Annotated in this window: 27 protein-coding genes; 26 read left to right on the top strand and 1 reads right to left on the bottom strand. The window is 55.5% G+C overall.

Translation table 11 applies throughout. The annotated features are described in order from the left end of the window. Positions 1–86 precede the first annotated feature (86 nt). The 20 genes from ACR3E7_RS16660 (at position 87) to rpmD (ending at position 10,311) form a co-directional block, all read left to right on the top strand. Complete coding sequence (locus ACR3E7_RS16660; RefSeq protein ID WP_480505998.1) at positions 87–662, top strand: hypothetical protein; 576 nt, start codon at positions 87–89, stop codon at positions 660–662. A gap of 250 nt (positions 663–912) precedes the next feature. Then, positions 913–1,755, top strand: coding sequence for a 50S ribosomal protein L2 (rplB, locus tag ACR3E7_RS16665; protein ID WP_170356688.1), 843 nt, complete (start codon positions 913–915; stop codon positions 1,753–1,755). 3 nt (positions 1,756–1,758) lie between these two features. After that, a complete protein-coding gene (gene rpsS / locus ACR3E7_RS16670) occupies positions 1,759–2,037 on the top strand; it encodes a 30S ribosomal protein S19 (RefSeq protein WP_005980699.1) in 279 nt (92 codons plus the stop codon). Between the two features lie 3 nt (positions 2,038–2,040). Beyond that, the gene (rplV, locus tag ACR3E7_RS16675; RefSeq protein ID WP_039538267.1) at positions 2,041–2,421 is read left to right on the top strand and encodes a 50S ribosomal protein L22; all 381 of its coding nucleotides are present in this window, start codon (positions 2,041–2,043) and stop codon (positions 2,419–2,421) included. Beyond that, on the top strand, positions 2,421–3,131 hold the full coding sequence (gene rpsC, locus ACR3E7_RS16680) for a 30S ribosomal protein S3 (RefSeq protein ID WP_008758042.1): 711 nt from the start codon (positions 2,421–2,423) through the stop codon (positions 3,129–3,131). Before rplV ends, rpsC begins: the two co-directional genes overlap by 1 nt. Before the next feature lie 12 nt (positions 3,132–3,143). After that, positions 3,144–3,557: a 50S ribosomal protein L16 gene (gene rplP, locus ACR3E7_RS16685; protein WP_058283513.1), complete on the top strand. Its 414-nt coding sequence runs from the start codon at positions 3,144–3,146 to the stop codon at positions 3,555–3,557. A 153-nt stretch (positions 3,558–3,710) separates the two neighbouring features. Continuing rightward, the gene (locus ACR3E7_RS16690) at positions 3,711–4,259 is read left to right on the top strand and encodes an amino acid synthesis family protein (protein WP_480505996.1); all 549 of its coding nucleotides are present in this window, start codon (positions 3,711–3,713) and stop codon (positions 4,257–4,259) included. Positions 4,260–4,299: 40 nt separating this feature from the next. Then, positions 4,300–4,920, top strand: coding sequence for a 2OG-Fe(II) oxygenase family protein (locus tag ACR3E7_RS16695; protein WP_480505994.1), 621 nt, complete (start codon positions 4,300–4,302; stop codon positions 4,918–4,920). Positions 4,921–4,979: 59 nt separating this feature from the next. Beyond that, positions 4,980–5,846 carry a glycosyltransferase family 92 protein gene (locus tag ACR3E7_RS16700; RefSeq protein ID WP_480505992.1) on the top strand — a complete coding sequence of 289 codons (867 nt, stop codon included), beginning with the start codon at positions 4,980–4,982 and terminating at the stop codon, positions 5,844–5,846. 182 nt (positions 5,847–6,028) lie between these two features. Next, positions 6,029–6,235: a 50S ribosomal protein L29 gene (gene rpmC, locus ACR3E7_RS16705; protein ID WP_010437082.1), complete on the top strand. Its 207-nt coding sequence runs from the start codon at positions 6,029–6,031 to the stop codon at positions 6,233–6,235. Between the two features lie 4 nt (positions 6,236–6,239). Continuing rightward, positions 6,240–6,470 (top strand): 30S ribosomal protein S17, encoded by a 231-nt coding sequence (rpsQ, locus tag ACR3E7_RS16710; RefSeq protein ID WP_152459158.1) that lies wholly within the window; start codon positions 6,240–6,242, stop codon positions 6,468–6,470. A gap of 76 nt (positions 6,471–6,546) precedes the next feature. Then, positions 6,547–6,915: a 50S ribosomal protein L14 gene (gene rplN / locus ACR3E7_RS16715; RefSeq protein WP_008757934.1), complete on the top strand. Its 369-nt coding sequence runs from the start codon at positions 6,547–6,549 to the stop codon at positions 6,913–6,915. A gap of 2 nt (positions 6,916–6,917) precedes the next feature. Further along, positions 6,918–7,229 carry a 50S ribosomal protein L24 gene (gene rplX / locus ACR3E7_RS16720; RefSeq protein ID WP_170356681.1) on the top strand — a complete coding sequence of 104 codons (312 nt, stop codon included), beginning with the start codon at positions 6,918–6,920 and terminating at the stop codon, positions 7,227–7,229. Beyond that, on the top strand, positions 7,222–7,782 hold the full coding sequence (gene rplE, locus ACR3E7_RS16725; protein WP_480505990.1) for a 50S ribosomal protein L5: 561 nt from the start codon (positions 7,222–7,224) through the stop codon (positions 7,780–7,782). The genes rplX and rplE overlap by 8 nt, the downstream gene beginning before the upstream one ends. A gap of 19 nt (positions 7,783–7,801) precedes the next feature. Further along, a complete protein-coding gene (gene rpsN, locus ACR3E7_RS16730) occupies positions 7,802–8,107 on the top strand; it encodes a 30S ribosomal protein S14 (protein WP_068340744.1) in 306 nt (101 codons plus the stop codon). 13 nt (positions 8,108–8,120) lie between these two features. Beyond that, complete coding sequence (rpsH, locus tag ACR3E7_RS16735) at positions 8,121–8,513, top strand: 30S ribosomal protein S8 (RefSeq protein ID WP_068340741.1); 393 nt, start codon at positions 8,121–8,123, stop codon at positions 8,511–8,513. An 11-nt stretch (positions 8,514–8,524) separates the two neighbouring features. Continuing rightward, the gene (gene rplF, locus ACR3E7_RS16740; protein WP_170456135.1) at positions 8,525–9,058 is read left to right on the top strand and encodes a 50S ribosomal protein L6; all 534 of its coding nucleotides are present in this window, start codon (positions 8,525–8,527) and stop codon (positions 9,056–9,058) included. Positions 9,059–9,069: 11 nt separating this feature from the next. After that, the gene (rplR, locus tag ACR3E7_RS16745) at positions 9,070–9,429 is read left to right on the top strand and encodes a 50S ribosomal protein L18 (RefSeq protein WP_170356678.1); all 360 of its coding nucleotides are present in this window, start codon (positions 9,070–9,072) and stop codon (positions 9,427–9,429) included. A 116-nt stretch (positions 9,430–9,545) separates the two neighbouring features. Beyond that, positions 9,546–10,109: a 30S ribosomal protein S5 gene (gene rpsE / locus ACR3E7_RS16750; protein WP_170356677.1), complete on the top strand. Its 564-nt coding sequence runs from the start codon at positions 9,546–9,548 to the stop codon at positions 10,107–10,109. 13 nt (positions 10,110–10,122) lie between these two features. Further along, positions 10,123–10,311 (top strand): 50S ribosomal protein L30, encoded by a 189-nt coding sequence (gene rpmD / locus ACR3E7_RS16755; protein ID WP_074736195.1) that lies wholly within the window; start codon positions 10,123–10,125, stop codon positions 10,309–10,311. Between the two features lie 98 nt (positions 10,312–10,409). Here the strand turns inward: rpmD and ACR3E7_RS16760 are convergent, their stop codons facing one another. Next, complete coding sequence (locus tag ACR3E7_RS16760; protein WP_480505987.1) at positions 10,410–12,146, bottom strand: PGN_0703 family putative restriction endonuclease; 1,737 nt, start codon at positions 12,144–12,146, stop codon at positions 10,410–10,412. Between the two features lie 297 nt (positions 12,147–12,443). Between ACR3E7_RS16760 and ACR3E7_RS16765 the strand changes: the two genes are divergently transcribed. The 6 genes from ACR3E7_RS16765 (at position 12,444) to rpsK (ending at position 16,435) form a co-directional block, all read left to right on the top strand. Next, entirely contained in the window at positions 12,444–12,659 is a 216-nt protein-coding gene (locus ACR3E7_RS16765) for a DUF1127 domain-containing protein (RefSeq protein ID WP_170773626.1), read from the top strand. A gap of 200 nt (positions 12,660–12,859) precedes the next feature. Next, on the top strand, positions 12,860–13,333 hold the full coding sequence (gene rplO, locus ACR3E7_RS16770; protein ID WP_480505985.1) for a 50S ribosomal protein L15: 474 nt from the start codon (positions 12,860–12,862) through the stop codon (positions 13,331–13,333). A 109-nt stretch (positions 13,334–13,442) separates the two neighbouring features. After that, positions 13,443–14,807, top strand: coding sequence for a preprotein translocase subunit SecY (gene secY, locus ACR3E7_RS16775; RefSeq protein WP_170773630.1), 1,365 nt, complete (start codon positions 13,443–13,445; stop codon positions 14,805–14,807). Then, positions 14,804–15,451: an adenylate kinase gene (locus ACR3E7_RS16780; protein ID WP_480505983.1), complete on the top strand. Its 648-nt coding sequence runs from the start codon at positions 14,804–14,806 to the stop codon at positions 15,449–15,451. The genes secY and ACR3E7_RS16780 overlap by 4 nt, the downstream gene beginning before the upstream one ends. A 210-nt stretch (positions 15,452–15,661) precedes the next feature. Beyond that, on the top strand, positions 15,662–16,030 hold the full coding sequence (rpsM, locus tag ACR3E7_RS16785) for a 30S ribosomal protein S13 (protein WP_170456119.1): 369 nt from the start codon (positions 15,662–15,664) through the stop codon (positions 16,028–16,030). A 15-nt stretch (positions 16,031–16,045) separates the two neighbouring features. After that, a complete protein-coding gene (rpsK, locus tag ACR3E7_RS16790; RefSeq protein ID WP_170462414.1) occupies positions 16,046–16,435 on the top strand; it encodes a 30S ribosomal protein S11 in 390 nt (129 codons plus the stop codon). Positions 16,436–16,534: the final 99 nt, after the last annotated feature.

Raw genomic sequence — 16,534 nt, forward strand, 5'->3', positions numbered from 1 at the left:
TTGACCACTGTAACTCGCTGTTGATAGCTTTACTGAACAATTTGAATTTCAACACTTTAAGTAAGTTGCTTATGGAGTTTGGGCCGATGTCAAAAAATGAATTCGACGACTTAATTAAAGATCTCAACAAAGATCTGGAGAAGATCCGAAAAAAATATGATCAGACATTTGACAGGCTGGAGGCTCTTGAGAAGCTCTGCAAGCCGGTTTCAAAAGACCCCATGTGCAAGGATTTATTGAGGGTTGTTAAAGAGATAAAGAAATTTCGAGTAAAAGTTCCACGTACAGTCACTACTATTCAGCAGGCCATAGAAACCGGAAAAAAAATTGGGGAAGCTGCGCAGAGATTGGACAAAGACCTTTCTAAAAAGATGTTTGTGGTTACGAAGACGTGTGAACAAATTCGGGACGAGTTCAAACAAAACAAATGTCTCTACTTCGAGAGGGAGCGCGCGAAGAATTGGGAGAAACTTAGGGCGCCTGGCGCAATTTTTCTCCGAACTTTCGGAAAAGAGTTTCCGCAAGCGTGCAAAGCTTGGGATGCTTGTCGCAAAGAAGTCTTCGAATACGATAAAATCATACAGCGAAAAATTGACCGCATCAGGAAAAAATACAAAATCACGCCTAGAGATGAAAAAAACCCCAAGCTAATTCTTCACTAAGTTGTGTTTTCTTTGGTGTGTTCTTGAAGCCTTATTCTTTGAAACCTGTAGATAGTCAAATTTACCTCGACCTATAGACACCCACCCCCAACCCTGTTACACGCTCCCAATCTTGCGGCCTCGGATTCGTTCCGGGGCCTCTGATATTTGTAACCGGGGACCTTCGGGGCCCTATACCCTTGGCACCTACGGGGGCCTATCACATAGCGGGGGAACGCTCCTCGCACTTGCTAAACGGAAGACAGAAAGCATGGCACTCAAGTCGTACAAGCCGACGACGCCGGGCCAGCGCGGGCTGGTGCTGATCGACCGTTCGGAGCTTTGGAAAGGACGTCCGGTCAAGTCTCTCACTGAGGGTTTGACCAAATCGGGCGGCCGGAACAACACCGGACGGATCACTTCACGCCGCCGCGGCGGTGGCGCAAAGCGTCTCTACCGGATCGTTGACTTCAAACGGAACAAATTTGATGTCGCGGCAACCGTCGAACGGATCGAATATGACCCGAACCGGACCGCATTCATCGCACTGGTAAAATACGAAGACGGCGAGCAGGCATATATCCTGGCTCCGCAGCGTCTGGCTGTTGGTGACAAAGTCATCGCGTCGGCAAAAGCCGACATCAAGCCGGGCAACGCAATGCCGTTCTCGGGCATGCCCATTGGTACCATCGTCCACAACATCGAGATGAAGCCTGGCAAAGGCGGTCAGATCGCACGTGCAGCCGGTACATACGCTCAGTTCGTTGGTCGCGATGGCGGCTACGCTCAGATCCGTCTGAGCTCGGGCGAGCTGCGCATGGTCCGTCAGGAATGCATGGCTACCGTTGGTGCCGTGTCCAACCCTGACAACTCGAACCAGAACCTCGGTAAAGCCGGTCGTATGCGCCACAAGGGCGTGCGTCCGTCGGTTCGTGGTGTTGCAATGAACCCGATCGATCACCCGCACGGTGGTGGTGAAGGTCGTACCTCGGGTGGCCGTACGCCGGTTACGCCGTGGGGTAAGGACACCAAGGGTAAGCGTACCCGCAACAAGAACAAAGCGTCCCAGAAGCTGATCATCCGCTCGCGGCACGCCAAGAAGAAGGGACGTTAATCTATGTCTCGCTCTGTTTGGAAGGGTCCTTTCGTCGATGCTTACGTGCTGAAAAAAGCCGAAGCAGCGCGCGAGTCGGGCCGCAACGAAGTCATCAAAATCTGGTCGCGTCGTTCCACCATTCTGCCCCAGTTCGTGGGTCTGACATTTGGTGTGTACAACGGCCAGAAACATATCCCCGTCAACGTCTCGGAAGACATGATCGGTCAGAAGTTCGGTGAATACTCGCCGACCCGTACCTATTATGGCCACGCCGCAGACAAAAAAGCGAAGCGGAAGTAAGTCATGGGCAAGGAAAAGAACCCCCGCCGCGTGGCTGAAAACGAAGCAATGGCGAAAACCCGCATGCTTCGCACCAGCCCGCAGAAACTGAACCTGGTTGCGCAAATGATCCGCGGCAAGAAAGTTGAGAAGGCTCTGACCGACCTGACTTTCAGCAACAAGCGTGTCGCGCAGGACGTCAAAAAGTGCCTGCAGTCCGCAATCGCGAATGCCGAAAACAACCACAACCTGGACGTTGACGAGCTGATCGTCGCCGAAGCATGGGTTGGCAAGAACCTGGTCATGAAGCGCGGTCGTCCGCGTGCCCGTGGCCGTTTCGGCAAGATCATGAAGCCGTTCTCGGAGATCACCATCAAGGTGCGTCAAGTTGAGGAGCAAGCCTAATGGGTCATAAAGTAAATCCGATCGGCATGCGCCTGCAGGTCAACCGCACCTGGGACAGCCGCTGGTACGCCGACACCAAGGACTACGGTGATCTTCTGCTGGAAGACCTCAAGATCCGTGAGTTCATCAACAAAGAGTGCAAGCAGGCCGGTGTTGCCCGTGTGATCATCGAACGTCCGCACAAAAAGTGCCGCGTTACGATCCACACCGCACGTCCCGGTGTCATCATCGGCAAGAAAGGTGCAGACATCGAAGTTCTGCGCAAAAAGCTTGCGCGTATGACCGACAGCGAACTGCACCTGAACATCGTCGAAGTGCGCAAGCCCGAGCTTGACGCGCAGCTGGTTGCCGAGTCCATCGCTCAGCAGCTGGAACGTCGTGTTTCGTTCCGTCGTGCAATGAAGCGGTCGGTTCAGAATGCCATGCGCATGGGCGCCCTGGGTATCCGGGTGAACGTCGCTGGTCGTCTGGGCGGCGCTGAAATCGCACGGACCGAGTGGTACCGCGAAGGCCGCGTGCCTCTGCACACCCTGCGTGCCGACATCGATTACGCACATGCCGAAGCGATGACCCCCTATGGGATCATCGGGATCAAGGTCTGGATCTTCAAAGGTGAGATCATGGAGCACGATCCGCAGGCACGTGACCGTAAAGCACAGGAACTCCAGGACGGCCCTGCACCTCGTGGTGCTGGTGGCGGTCGTCGCTAAGGAGGGAAAGATATGCTTCAACCAAAGCGTACTAAATTCCGCAAGATGCACAAAGGCCGGATCAAGGGTCTCGCCAAGGGCGGCTCTGATCTGAACTTTGGCACCTACGGCCTCAAAGCTCTTGAGCCTGAGCGTGTAACTGCACGCCAGATCGAAGCTGCACGTCGTGCCATGACGCGTCACATGAAGCGTCAGGGTCGTGTCTGGATCCGCATCTTCCCCGACACTCCGGTCACGGCCAAGCCGATCGAAGTTCGTATGGGTAAAGGTAAAGGTTCGGTCGACCGCTGGGCCTGCAAGGTCAAGCCTGGCCGCGTGATGTTCGAGATCGACGGCGTTAATGACGACATCGCGCGTGAGGCCCTGCGCCTGGCCGCGATGAAGCTGCCGATCAAGACTCGCGTCGTGGTTCGCGAAGACTGGTAAGCGATCAGGGGGCAACCCCGTTCGTGACAAGATTGACCCCCGTCGGGAAGCCGGCGGGGGTTTTCTGTTGCGCTTGTGAAGTTAAGGGTCGCAAAAACCGTCGACCTCTTCCTATCGCGCCCCTAGGCTGCCCGGTAGAAATGGGAGGGCCCTATGGTTCAGCTGCGCAAAAAGATGTTCATCAAGGAAATCATAACCACCGATCAGTTGGGCCAGCCCAGTGATCCGATAAGCCGGGTTGCAGCTCTGGCGGTGTTCATGAACCCTCTGGCTGGACGGTTCTCGGATGACCTTTCAGAGTTGTTTGAGATTGGTGCGCTTCTTGGCCCGGACCTCGCATCCGAAGCGATATCCCAACTGGACGGTGCGCCGGTATCCTACGGTAAGGCAGCGATCATCGGCGTGAACGGCGATCTTGAACAGGGCGGGGCGGTGATCCACCCCAAACTCGGTGCTCCCATGCGCGCGGCGGCGGGCGGAGGCGAGGCGGTTATCCCCTCGAATGCCAAATTAGGCGCGCCGGGTTGCGCGATTGATCTGCCACTGGGGCATAAAGATAACCCGTGGTCGTTCGACCATTTCGACACTATGACGCTGAACATTCCAGACGCGCCGAAACCGGATGAGATCGTACTGTGCCTCGCCTATGCTGATGGCGGCCGCCCAATTCCCCGCTGTGGCAAAGGACCCGTCAAAAGCTAATCGACTGGCCTTGCAGAAAACACTGCGGTATGCCCGGCCCATGGCACAGATTGAATCACTCTTCGTAACCCGTCTCTACCGCGCGTCTCTTTCCGAGTTCGATCCGAAGATCGACGCTCAGGAATTGGAAAGCTCTTGCCTTGTTGTCGCCGAGGATGATGAGGCGGGGCAGGAGTGGTGTGAAGAGAACGGCTATCCCGGCTATACCAGCTATGCTTCGCTGACCGATCTGCCGTGGCGGTTTCCGATCTTTGCCGATCTGGTCAAGGCGCTGGATCAACATGTTGCGGCCTTCGCCAAGGATCTTGAGTTCGATCTGGGCGAGGGCGCGTTGAAACTGGAAGACCTCTGGATCAACATCCTGCCCGAAGGCGGCATGCACTCCAGCCACCTGCATCCGCACAGCGTGATCTCGGGCACGACCTATGTGGCGATGCCCGAAGGCGCGAGCGCGCTGAAACTGGAAGACCCCCGCTCGGGCCGCATGATGGCCGCGCCGACGCGCGTTAAAGGCGGGCGGAGGGATTTGCAGCCGTTCATCTATATGAAGCCGCAGGTGGGGGACGTGCTGCTGTGGGAAAGCTGGCTGCGCCACGAGGTGCCGATGAACATGGCCGAGGATGAGCGGATCAGTGTCAGCTTTAACTACAAGTGGGAGTGATGACAGTTACCTCAGGCGCGAGCATTTTTCATTAAACATCCAGATTGTACGTGATCAAGATGAGTTCGAGCACAATACTTCACAAACTCAACAATCTGTATCTTTGGGCCAGGTTCTGGAATCATAGGAGAAAGGTTCGTAGGAATGAGCTTGCCAAGGCTAAAACTCAGAACTCCAACAAGAACCGCCTTTGCGTACTTGGAACAGCAAAAAACGAGGCCTTGAATTTGGCCGAGTGGGTCGAGCACTACGCACAGCAGGGTGCCGACAAAGTATTTCTTATCGATAACGGAAGTACAGACAACTCGATGGAAGTAATTTCGAGCTTCCTAAGTTCTGGTTTCGTAGAAGTTGTCAGTCTCCCCCAAAAACACAAGCAAGTGGCTCATTATTGGAAGGCATTCCAAAAATTTCAGGTTCCGCAGTTGTTTGAGTGGATGTTGGTTGCTGACGTTGATGAGTTTTGGTTCTGCAAAGATGGGGCCAAGCTGGTTGATGCGTTAGAGCAATTTGACGATGTGGACGTTGTTTATGCGAACTGGACGGTCTTTGGTACTTCAGGTCACAAAGAACATCCCAACAGCTTGAGAAAAAATCTGGTCAAACGAAAACCCGGTTTGAGCCCACACAAATGGCGAAAGTACCTTGTGAGGACGTCAGTCCCGAAAAAACTAGGGGATATCGGGGTACACTATGTACGTGGCGCGGATTCATGCCGCACGATCTCTGACAACGAGACCTTCCAGATTAACCACTATCAGTTTCAAAGCCTACATTACTGGCAAAACGTTAAGTTGACTCGGGGAGACGCTGATAAATTCCACCAAGATCACAGTCGAAAACTCCAACATCTCATCGACTTTGATAAACTGTGCACGGAGTTGGACACGCAATTTGCAGATAGACTCCGATCACTCGAATCGTAAAAGGGCTGGAAGATTGGAGTCTTTCAAACTTCCTCTTGCCACCCAACCCTCAAACCCTTATACGGCGGCATCTTGCGATCTCCCGGCGTTGTCGGGCGATTCGTATGTCTATCATTCATCCACCAGGTCAAAGGTGACCCGTGTACGGGGCCTTCTGGTGTTTTGAGCAAAGGAAAAAGGCGATGAACGCCCAAGAACTGCGTGACAAGACCCCGGACCAGCTCCGCGAGGAACTGGCCAACCTGAAGAAAGAAAGCTTTAACCTGCGCTTTCAACAGGCAACCGGTCAGCTGGAAAACACTGCTGGTATCAAAGCGGCCCGCCGCAACGCTGCCCGCGTCAAAACCATTCTGAACGAAAAGGCCGCTGCTGCGGCATCGGAGGAGTAATCCTATGCCCAAGCGTATCCTGTCCGGCGTGGTAACCAGCGACGCCAACGAGCAAACCGTAACCGTTTCGGTTGAGCGTCGTTTCAAGCACCCGCTGCTGCACAAAACCGTTCGTAAGTCCAAGAAATACCGGGCTCATGACGAAAAGAACGCCTTCAAGGTCGGTGACACAGTCCGCATCATCGAATGCGCGCCGAAATCGAAGACGAAACGTTGGGAAGTTCTGGAGGCGTAAGCCCCTAGGATTTTCCCATTTGTCGAAACCCTGGGGGATCTAATCAGACCAGCCCCCACAGGTCGGGAGAAACCACATGATCCAGATGCAGACCAATCTGGATGTCGCTGACAACTCCGGCGCACGCCGAGTTCAGTGCATCAAGGTCCTGGGTGGTTCCAAGCGTAAATACGCCTCCGTTGGCGACATCATTGTCGTCTCGGTGAAGGAAGCCATCCCGCGCGGCCGCGTAAAGAAAGGTGACGTCCGTAAGGCCGTCGTCGTACGCACCGCCAAGGAAGTCCGTCGCGAAGACGGCACCGCGATCCGTTTTGATCGCAACGCCGCCGTCATCCTAAACAACAACAACGAGCCAGTCGGTACCCGTATCTTTGGCCCCGTTGTTCGCGAACTGCGCGGCAAGAACTTCATGAAAATCATCTCGCTGGCTCCGGAGGTGCTGTAATCATGGCTGCTAAACTCCGCAAAGGCGACAAGGTCGTCGTGCTGGCCGGCAAGGACAAGGGCAAAGAGGGTACCATTTCCTCGGTTGACCCCAAAGCCGGTAAAGCTGTTGTCGAAGGCATCAACATTGCCATCCGTCACACCCGTCAGTCGCAAACTTCGCAAGGTGGTCGTCTGCCTCAGGCAAACCCGATCCAACTGTCGAACCTGGCGCTGCTGGACAAAAACGGCAAAGCAACCCGCGTTGGCTTCCGCATGGAAGGTGACAAGAAGGTGCGCTTCGCCAAGACCACAGGGGACGTGATCGATGCTTGATTCCGCAACCTACACCCCGCGTCTGAAAGCTCAGTACGTTGAAACCATCCGTGCCGCTCTGAAAGAAGAGTTCGGCTACAAGAACGACATGCAGCTGCCCAAGCTGGAGAAAATCGTTCTGAACATCGGTTGTGGTGCTGAGGCGGTCAAAGACTCGAAGAAAGCGAAAGCTGCTGTCGAAGATCTGACTGCGATTGCTGGTCAAAAGGCCGTTGCAACCAAGGCGAAGAAGTCGATCGCGGGTTTCCGAGTCCGTGAAGACATGCCGCTGGGCGCGAAAGTGACCCTGCGCGGTGACCGGATGTACGAATTCCTAGATCGTCTGATCACCATCGCGCTGCCGCGCGTTCGTGATTTCCGCGGTGTTAAGCCGTCTTTCGATGGTCAGGGCAACTTTGCCATGGGCATGAAAGAGCACATCGTGTTCCCGGAAATCGACTTCGACAAGGTCGACGAGGTCTGGGGCCTGGATGTCGTAATTGCCACCACAGCGAAAACCGACGCTGAAGCGAAGAGCCTGTTGAAAGCATTCAACATGCCGTTCAACGCGTAAGCGCCGGGAGGATTGAGACATGGCTAAAAAAGCAATGATCGAACGCGAAAAGAAGCGCGAACGCCTGGTGGCCAAATATGCCGCAAAGCGTGCCGAGCTGAAAGAAATCGCGAATGACGAGAGCCGCCCGATGGAAGAGCGTTTCAAAGCGCGTCTGAAACTGGCGAAACTGCCGCGCAACAGCTCGGCTACCCGTCTGCACAACCGTTGTCAGCTGACCGGTCGTCCCCACGCTTACTACCGTAAGCTGAAGGTCAGCCGTATCGCGCTGCGCGAGCTGGGTTCTGCTGGTCAGATCCCCGGCATGGTGAAATCGAGCTGGTAAGGGAGACATAGATATGAATGATCCTATCGGCGATATGCTCACCCGTATCCGCAACGCGCAAATGCGCGGCAAGTCCACCGTTTCCACCCCCGCATCCAAGCTGCGTGGCTGGGTTCTGGACGTGCTGGCGGACGAAGGCTACATCCGTGGTTATGAAAAGACGACCGGTGAAAACGGTCATCCGGCCATCGAAATCAGCCTGAAATACTACGAAGGCACCCCTGTTATTCGCGAACTGAAGCGGGTTTCGAAACCCGGTCGTCGCGTCTACATGGGCGTCAATGACATCCCGCAGGTCCGTCAGGGTCTGGGCGTGTCGATTGTCAGCACTCCGAAAGGTGTGATGTCGGACGCAAACGCTCGCTCCAACAATGTTGGCGGCGAAGTGCTCTGCACCGTCTTCTAAGGAGGTCTGCAATGTCTCGTATTGGTAAAAAACCGGTCGAGCTGCCCAGCGGCGTTACCGCTTCTGTGTCTGGCCAGACCATCGAAGTGAAAGGTCCGAAAGGCACCCGCAGCTTCACCGCCACCGACGACGTTACGCTGTCGGTTGAAGACAACGTGGTCAAGATCGACCCCCGTGGCATGTCCAAGCGTGCCCGCCAGCAGTGGGGCATGAGCCGCACCATGGTTGCCAACCTGGTAACCGGTGTGACGACTGGCTTCAAAAAAGAGCTGGAGATCCAGGGTGTTGGTTACCGGGCTCAGATGCAGGGCAACACCCTGAAGCTGAACCTGGGCTACAGCCACGATGTTGATTTCACTGCCCCGGAAGGTGTCACCATCACCGCGCCGAAGCAGACCGAGATCGTTGTGGAAGGTATCGACCAGCAGCAGGTGGGCGAAGTCGCGGCCAAAATCCGCGAATGGCGTCGTCCCGAGCCGTATAAAGGCAAGGGTATCCGCTACAAGGGCGAGTTCATCTTCCGCAAGGAAGGCAAGAAGAAGTAAGGACGCAGACAATGGCAAACAGCAAAAGAACCCTGTTTCTGAAGCGCCGCCTGCGCGTTCGGAACAAACTTCGCAAAGTCAACGCCGGCCGCGTACGCCTGTCGGTTCACCGTTCGAACAAGAACATCAGCGTTCAGCTGATCGACGACGTTCGTGGCGTGACCCTGGCCGCAGCCTCGACCCTGGAAAAAGATCTGGGTGTTGTTGGCAAGAACAACGTCGAAGCGGCCACCAAAGTGGGCGCGGCCATCGCCGAGCGTGCCAAGAAGGCGGGCGTCGAAGAGGCCTATTTCGATCGTGGTGGCTTCCTGTTCCACGGCAAGGTGAAGGCAGTTGCCGACGCCGCGCGTGAAGGTGGTCTGAAGATCTAAGACCTGCGGGCGGCTTGACGGCTGCCCCGATGATCCGGGGGCCCTGACGTTAGTCGGGGCTCACTTGGATTGAAGAAAACGGCGCCGGATGCGCCACATGAGAAAAGGGATGCCAAATGGCAGAACGTGAAAACCGTCGGGGCCGTGGCCGCGACCGTGAAGAAGCACCGGAATTTGCAGATCGTCTGGTCGCAATCAACCGCGTGTCGAAAACCGTAAAAGGTGGTAAGCGCTTTGGCTTCGCCGCTCTGGTGGTTGTCGGAGATCAGAAAGGCCGCGTGGGCTTTGGCAAAGGTAAAGCGAAAGAAGTACCTGAAGCCATCCGCAAGGCGACTGAGCAAGCCAAGCGTCAGATGATCCGCGTGCAACTGCGCGAAGGTCGGACCCTGCACCACGACATCGAGGGCCGTCACGGCGCCGGTAAAGTGGTTATGCGCACCGCACCTGAAGGAACTGGTATCATCGCCGGTGGTCCGATGCGTGCAGTGTTCGAAATGCTGGGCGTGAAGGACGTTGTGTCCAAGTCGCTGGGCTCGCAGAACCCGTACAACATGATCCGCGCCACCATCAACGGCCTGCAAAAAGAGCAGAGCCCGCGTTCAGTCGCCGCACGTCGTGGCAAAAAAGTTGCTGACATCCTGCCCAAGCGGGACGAAGCACCGGCTGAAGCCGAAGCGTAAGGAGTAGCGTACTATGGCAAAAACCATCGTCGTCAAGCAGATCGGCTCCCCGATCCGCCGCCCCGCCGAACAGCGCGCAACCCTGATCGGTCTGGGCCTGAACAAGATGCACCGCACCCGTGAACTGGAGGATACACCTTCGGTCCGCGGCATGGTCAACAAGATCCCGCATCTGGTCGAGATCATCGAAGAACGCGGCTAAGCGCTGCATCTGTTAAGAATTGAAACGCCCCCGTTGTTAGCGGGGGCTTTTTTCATGTTTAAGACCTTGTTTGTCCGCTTTGAGCCCAAAATGCTCAGTCATTTTTCCAAGCTTGGGCGTATGCCGTGCTTTCTTTCCAAGTTGGAGACCAACCAAACTAGGTCCTCCGAACAAGTGCACACCCGTACAATTTCCTGCCAAGTCACACGTCGGATAAGGCCCGGGACACGACAAGCTGCGAACGCTAATCTAAGTTGATTGTCAGCCTCTCCGCCTGGGCGGTAGACCGGGTTTCGAGCATCGTACACAAAAATTGCATGTCCGTTGGTAGGATGCACGCTGCCTTCACTGTCAACAATTGCAGCAAGCACGTTGCGAACAATCTGATAGGTCGGCAATAGCGGGCACGGCGACAGGTCTTCCAGCGTGTCCCAGTCAAAAACACTTGGAATGTGGTCCCAATAGGTAATTCCGGTCTCGGAGAGCGCGCACCTTGCTTGCCGACCTTGTTGCCGCGTGTAACTACCATTGCAAATTGGGGTCTCAGTCTTAGAGGCGCGAACGCGGGAACACGTTCCAAACTCAGGCTCGCAAAACTTGCATTCAACCGCTACGCGATAATCTTCCATTTCCAAACAAACGTCCAACTGAGTAGAACGTGGTTCGTTCATGGTATGGACATCCACCTCCATAGACATCTTAGCCAGTGTGGTAGGCGTACCAAATGCAGGTCGTCCGCATTCCGCGCGTACCTGCGCAAGTAAATCCAAACAATCAGCGGCTTTGAATGCACCGAACACGCTTTGCGCCAATGCTTGAGAACTTTTGAAAGATCCAAAGTGCCTATGTCGATTCTGAGGTGTGATTTCCGCTTTAATTTGTGCAGCTTGTTTCTCTTCTTCAGGAAGCATGAGGTTTAGGTAAGGCTTTTTGGCTGATGCTACAGGTGGTCTTCTCGATCCTTCGCGACCGTCAAGATCGTCCGGTGACAATTTCGTTGCGTGTGCCCACCACACCTTGTGGAGCAACTCTTCATGTTGGCGGACGTCGTATACCTTTCCATGCGAAGCAACGTTTGCACTCTTGGGCAAAAACGACGGGTATTCCAGTTGATCCAGTGGTTTTAGCCTGGGCGCGGTTGTCTGTTGACCATATTGAACTTTGGCATTGGGGATCGAGGCGAAATTGATGCCGAGACCCAATGATTGCGATAGACCCTGTGCTTTTTCTTCCAAAGCCATCGTGAAGTCTACGTTGTCAAGCAACCAACTTGACCACCAATCGGTTTCTCCGAGTATCACAATCTCCGGACTCTCCAGCCGCATCTCTCGACCGAACCTTTTGCGACATTCGTCGGCAATACGGTCTAGATTGGCCTCGACGATTGCGGCATATCGTAACCCCTCGAGCAACGCGATTGGGGGTGGGTCACTGGGCCCTCCGGCATGCCCGATTACTTTAAGCTCAATCACAACCGGTCTTCCGTGCTCGGTAATGCCGAACATGTCAATTTTTCCGATTTCGCGGTCCGCGCGGCTGGCTTTCAAAGGAACTTGATAGTCGATTAACTCAAACAGGACGCCGTTCGGTAACAGCCAGTTTTGCTGAGCATTGACCATCGCAATCGCAAAGTGTTCTTCTCGTCGGTTCGTTTTCCCTGTTGTGCTCGGGTATCCGCTTCGACCTCCTAGATACTCTCTGTCAGGTGGCCGCGTCGGTGCTTGAGTCTTCAGTTCAAGATATGCCTGAGAGTAGGAAATGATATCGATCTGCGCGACATCCTTAGCCAGTGAAGACTTTGGCCAGCGGTGGGAAAACAACAGATCAGTATCCATAAGCCGACTATAGCGACGCTTCGCTCATTGTCAGGCCCTTCAAAAATCAAATGAGCTTTCCAAGTTTACCATGGTTTTGCCAATCATAGCCAAAGTCGGCTTTGTCCGCTAAAAGGACATCCGTTCGATTCAGCCTAACACGCGAAACTCCTGTATCGCTATTCCCCCGACGCATACCGGATAGACCGAAACATCCGTTGTTGGCGATACCCACCCTCCTTATCTGAGCCTTGTCCCAAACAGGAACGCAAACAGTCACTCGGGGAATTCGCCTCGGGCTTAGAAAGGAAACGAACCATGGCACATACAGCAACATTTACTCGCGAAGGCTTTGGCCTGACCGCCCGCATCACAGCGCTCGTTGCGCGCATCAAAGAGGGTTTTGCCCTGCGCACCGAGTACAACCGCACCTATGCAGAGCTGCAAAGCCTGTCCGATCGGGAACTGAACGACATCGGTGTGCGTCGCTGCGATATCAAGGACATCGCGCGTGAGCACACATACTGCTCGTAACGCTACCACCACTCACTGATGAAGAGGCGCCAAATTGGCGCCTCTTTTGGTTTCGGTGGTGCGATACAACAAACCTTGCATCCAGCGGGACAAAGCTGTAGAGCGCTCCGGTGGATTTATGTCCACGAGAATCAAAACCAAGAAATGCCGCGTTTGGCCCATCACGCTTCGGGGGTCACATCCGGCTAAGGAGAAGCGAAATGAAACTGCACGAATTGCGCGACAATGCTGGCGCCGCCCCGAAACGCACCCGCGTTGGCCGTGGTCCGGGTTCCGGCAAAGGTAAAATGGGTGGCCGTGGTATCAAAGGCCAGAAATCCCGTTCGGGTGTGGCCATCAACGGCTACGAAGGTGGCCAGATGCCGCTGTACCAGCGCCTGCCCAAGCGTGGCTTCAATAAGCCGAACCGCAAGGAATTCGCCGTAATCAACCTGGGTCTGATCCAGAAATTCGTCGACGCCGGCAAGCTGGACGCCAAAGCAGCAATCACCGAGGATGCGCTGGTTGCATCCGGTCTGGTGCGTCGCAAGCTAGACGGTATCCGCGTTCTGGCCAAAGGCGAAATCAGCACCAAAGTAAACCTGGAAGTAACCGGTGCTTCGAAATCTGCCGTTGAGGCAGTTGAGAAAGCGGGCGGTTCACTGACGGTCACAAAAGCCGCTGCGGCAGAGTAAGCGCTTGTGAGCGGGCCAAGACCCGCTTACATAGACTTCAGAGTTTTCCAAGACGCCGCCCGAGCCGGAAAACGGTTCCGGGCGGTGTTTGCATAAGAGAGACCGATTTATGGTATCAGCAGCAGAACAAATGGCAGCCAACACAAGCTGGGCTGCTTTGGGCAAAGCCACCGATCTGCGCAACCGCATCCTGTTCACGCTTGCATTGCTGATCGTCTATCGTCTGGGCACCTTTATTCCGGTTCCGGGCATCGACGGCCAAGCACTGCGCGAGTTCATGGAGCAAGCGGGGCAGGGCATCGGCGGCATGGTTTCGATGTTTACCGGCGGGGCGCTGGGGCGGATGGGTATCTTTGCCCTCGGCATCATGCCCTACATTTCGGCCTCGATCATCGTGCAGCTGCTGACATCTATGGTTCCCGCGCTCGAACAGCTCAAGAAAGAGGGCGAGCAGGGCCGCAAGAAGATCAACCAATATACCCGTTTCGGCACCGTGGCCTTGGCCACCGTTCAGGCTTACGGTCTGGCGGTTTCGTTGGAATCGGGCGATCTGGCAACCGATCCGGGCCTGTTCTTCCGCCTGTCGACCATGATCACCTTGGTTGGTGGCACCATGTTCCTGATGTGGCTGGGTGAGCAGATCACAGCACGCGGAATCGGCAACGGTATCTCTCTGATCATCTTCGTGGGCATCATCGCCGAAGTTCCGGCCGCTTTGGCACAGTTCTTCGCTTCGGGCCGCTCGGGCGCGATCAGCCCTGCTGTGATCATCGGTGTGATCGTGATGGTGATTGCCGTGATTACATTCGTGGTCTTCATGGAACGCGCTTTGCGCAAGATCCATATTCAATACCCGCGTCGTCAGGCCGGTATGAAGATCTATGAGGGCGGCTCGAGCCACCTGCCGGTCAAAGTGAACCCAGCGGGCGTGATCCCGGCGATCTTTGCCAGCTCGCTGCTGCTGCTGCCGGTGACGATCTCAACCTTCTCTTCGGGGGCGACCAACGGGCCGGTCATGTCTTGGCTTCTGGCCAACTTTGGTCCCGGCCAGCCGCTGTATCTGCTGTTCTTCGCTTCGATGATCGTTTTCTTTGCCTATTTCTACACGTTCAACGTGTCGTTCAAACCGGACGATGTGGCGGACAACCTGAAAAAGCAGAACGGTTTTGTGCCGGGCATCCGTCCGGGCAAGAAAACCGCCGAGTATCTAGAATACGTGGTCAACCGCGTACTTGTTCTGGGTTCGGCCTATCTGGCAGCGGTCTGTCTGTTGCCTGAAATTCTTCGGGGCCAGTTTGCCATCCCGTTCTATTTCGGCGGCACCTCGGTTCTGATTATCGTCTCTGTGACCATGGACACGATCCAACAGGTCCAGAGCCACCTGCTGGCGCACCAATACGAAGGGCTGATCGAAAAGTCCCAACTGCGCGGCAAAGGTAAGAAACGTGGCAGGAAGGGACCCGCTCGTCGATGAACATCATTCTTCTCGGCCCCCCGGGGGCAGGCAAAGGAACGCAAGCCCGTCACTTGGTTGAAACCCGCGGCATGGTCCAGCTGAGCACTGGCGACATGCTGCGTGAAGCCAAAGACAGCGGCACTGAAATGGGCAACCGCGTAGCCGAGGTGATGGCTAAGGGCCAGCTTGTGACGGATGAGATCGTGATCGGCCTGATCCGCGAAAAGTTGGAACAAGGCGCTGAAGGCGGGTTCATCTTTGACGGTTTCCCGCGCACTCTGGCCCAAGCCGATGCGTTGGGTGAGCTGCTGGACAGCACCGGCGAGACCTTGGACGCGGTTATCGCGATGGAAGTGAACGACGACGCTCTGGTCGCGCGTATCACGGCTCGGTCAACCTGCGGCGGTTGCGGTGAAGTCTACAACGACATCACTAAACCGATCCCGGCGGACGGCAAATGCTCGAACTGCGGCAAAGAAGGTGACTTCAAACGCCGTGCGGACGACAATGAGGAAAGCCTCAAGACCCGTCTGATGGAGTACTACAAAAAGACCTCAATGCTGATCGGCTATTATCACGCCAAGGGCAACCTGTCCTGGGTTGATGGTCTCGGGGAGATTGACGAGGTTCAGGGCGCGATAGCTGGTGTGTTGGACGCCTGATCGATCCACATTTGAATATGGGCTTGACGGCACTGCCAAAAGCCCATATCGACCCCCATCCCTAAAGGGAATCAAGACTGCGTGAGGGATTCGTCCCAACCGCCCCGACCACCTCGAATAATGCTGGGCCCGCTGGCGACACTGCCAAGGTCAAGCGTTGTGAAAAAAGGTTCTGGAGTTACGGAACCGCAACGAAAAGGAAAGTGACACGTGGCACGTATTGCCGGCGTAAACATCCCGACTGCAAAGCGGGTACCTATCGCCCTCACATATATCACCGGTATCGGCAACACCTCGGCCAAAGCGATCTGCGAAGCCGTGGGCATTGAAGCGACCCGTCGCGTCAACGAACTGTCTGACGCCGAAGTTCTGAAAATCCGCGAGTACATCGACGAAAACTACACTGTCGAAGGTGACCTGCGTCGTGAAGTTCAGATGAACGTCAAACGCCTGATGGACCTGGGCTGCTACCGCGGTCTGCGTCACCGCCGCAACCTGCCGGTTCGCGGTCAGCGTACCCACACCAATGCTCGTACCCGCAAAGGCCCCGCGAAGGCCATTGCTGGTAAGAAGAAATAAGGGAGGGTCTGACCGATGGCACGCGATAAGACTCGCATCAAGCGCAAAGAGCGTAAGAACATCGCATCGGGCGTTGCCCATGTGAACTCGACCTTCAACAACACCAAAATCCTGATCTCGGACGTACAGGGCAACGCCATTTCGTGGTCGTCTGCCGGTACCATGGGCTTCAAAGGCTCGCGGAAATCGACACCTTACGCCGCTCAGATGGCTGCAGAAGATGCAGGCAAGAAGGCGCAGGAACATGGCGTCAAGACGCTGGAAGTCGAAGTTCAAGGCCCTGGTTCGGGTCGTGAATCGGCTCTGCGCGCTCTGGCTGCTGTGGGCTTCAACATCACGTCGATCCGCGACGTGACGCCGATTGCGCACAATGGTTGCCGCCCGCCGAAGCGTCGCCGCGTCTAAGCGATTTTGAATTGAGCTGGGGCTGTGTTTTTGCACGGCCCCAGCACGTCATTTTGAACCTCGGGCGTCTGCACCTTGTTGGTCATGGGGCGCGGACAG

This window comes from Ruegeria sp. BK1 (assembly GCF_056535645.1).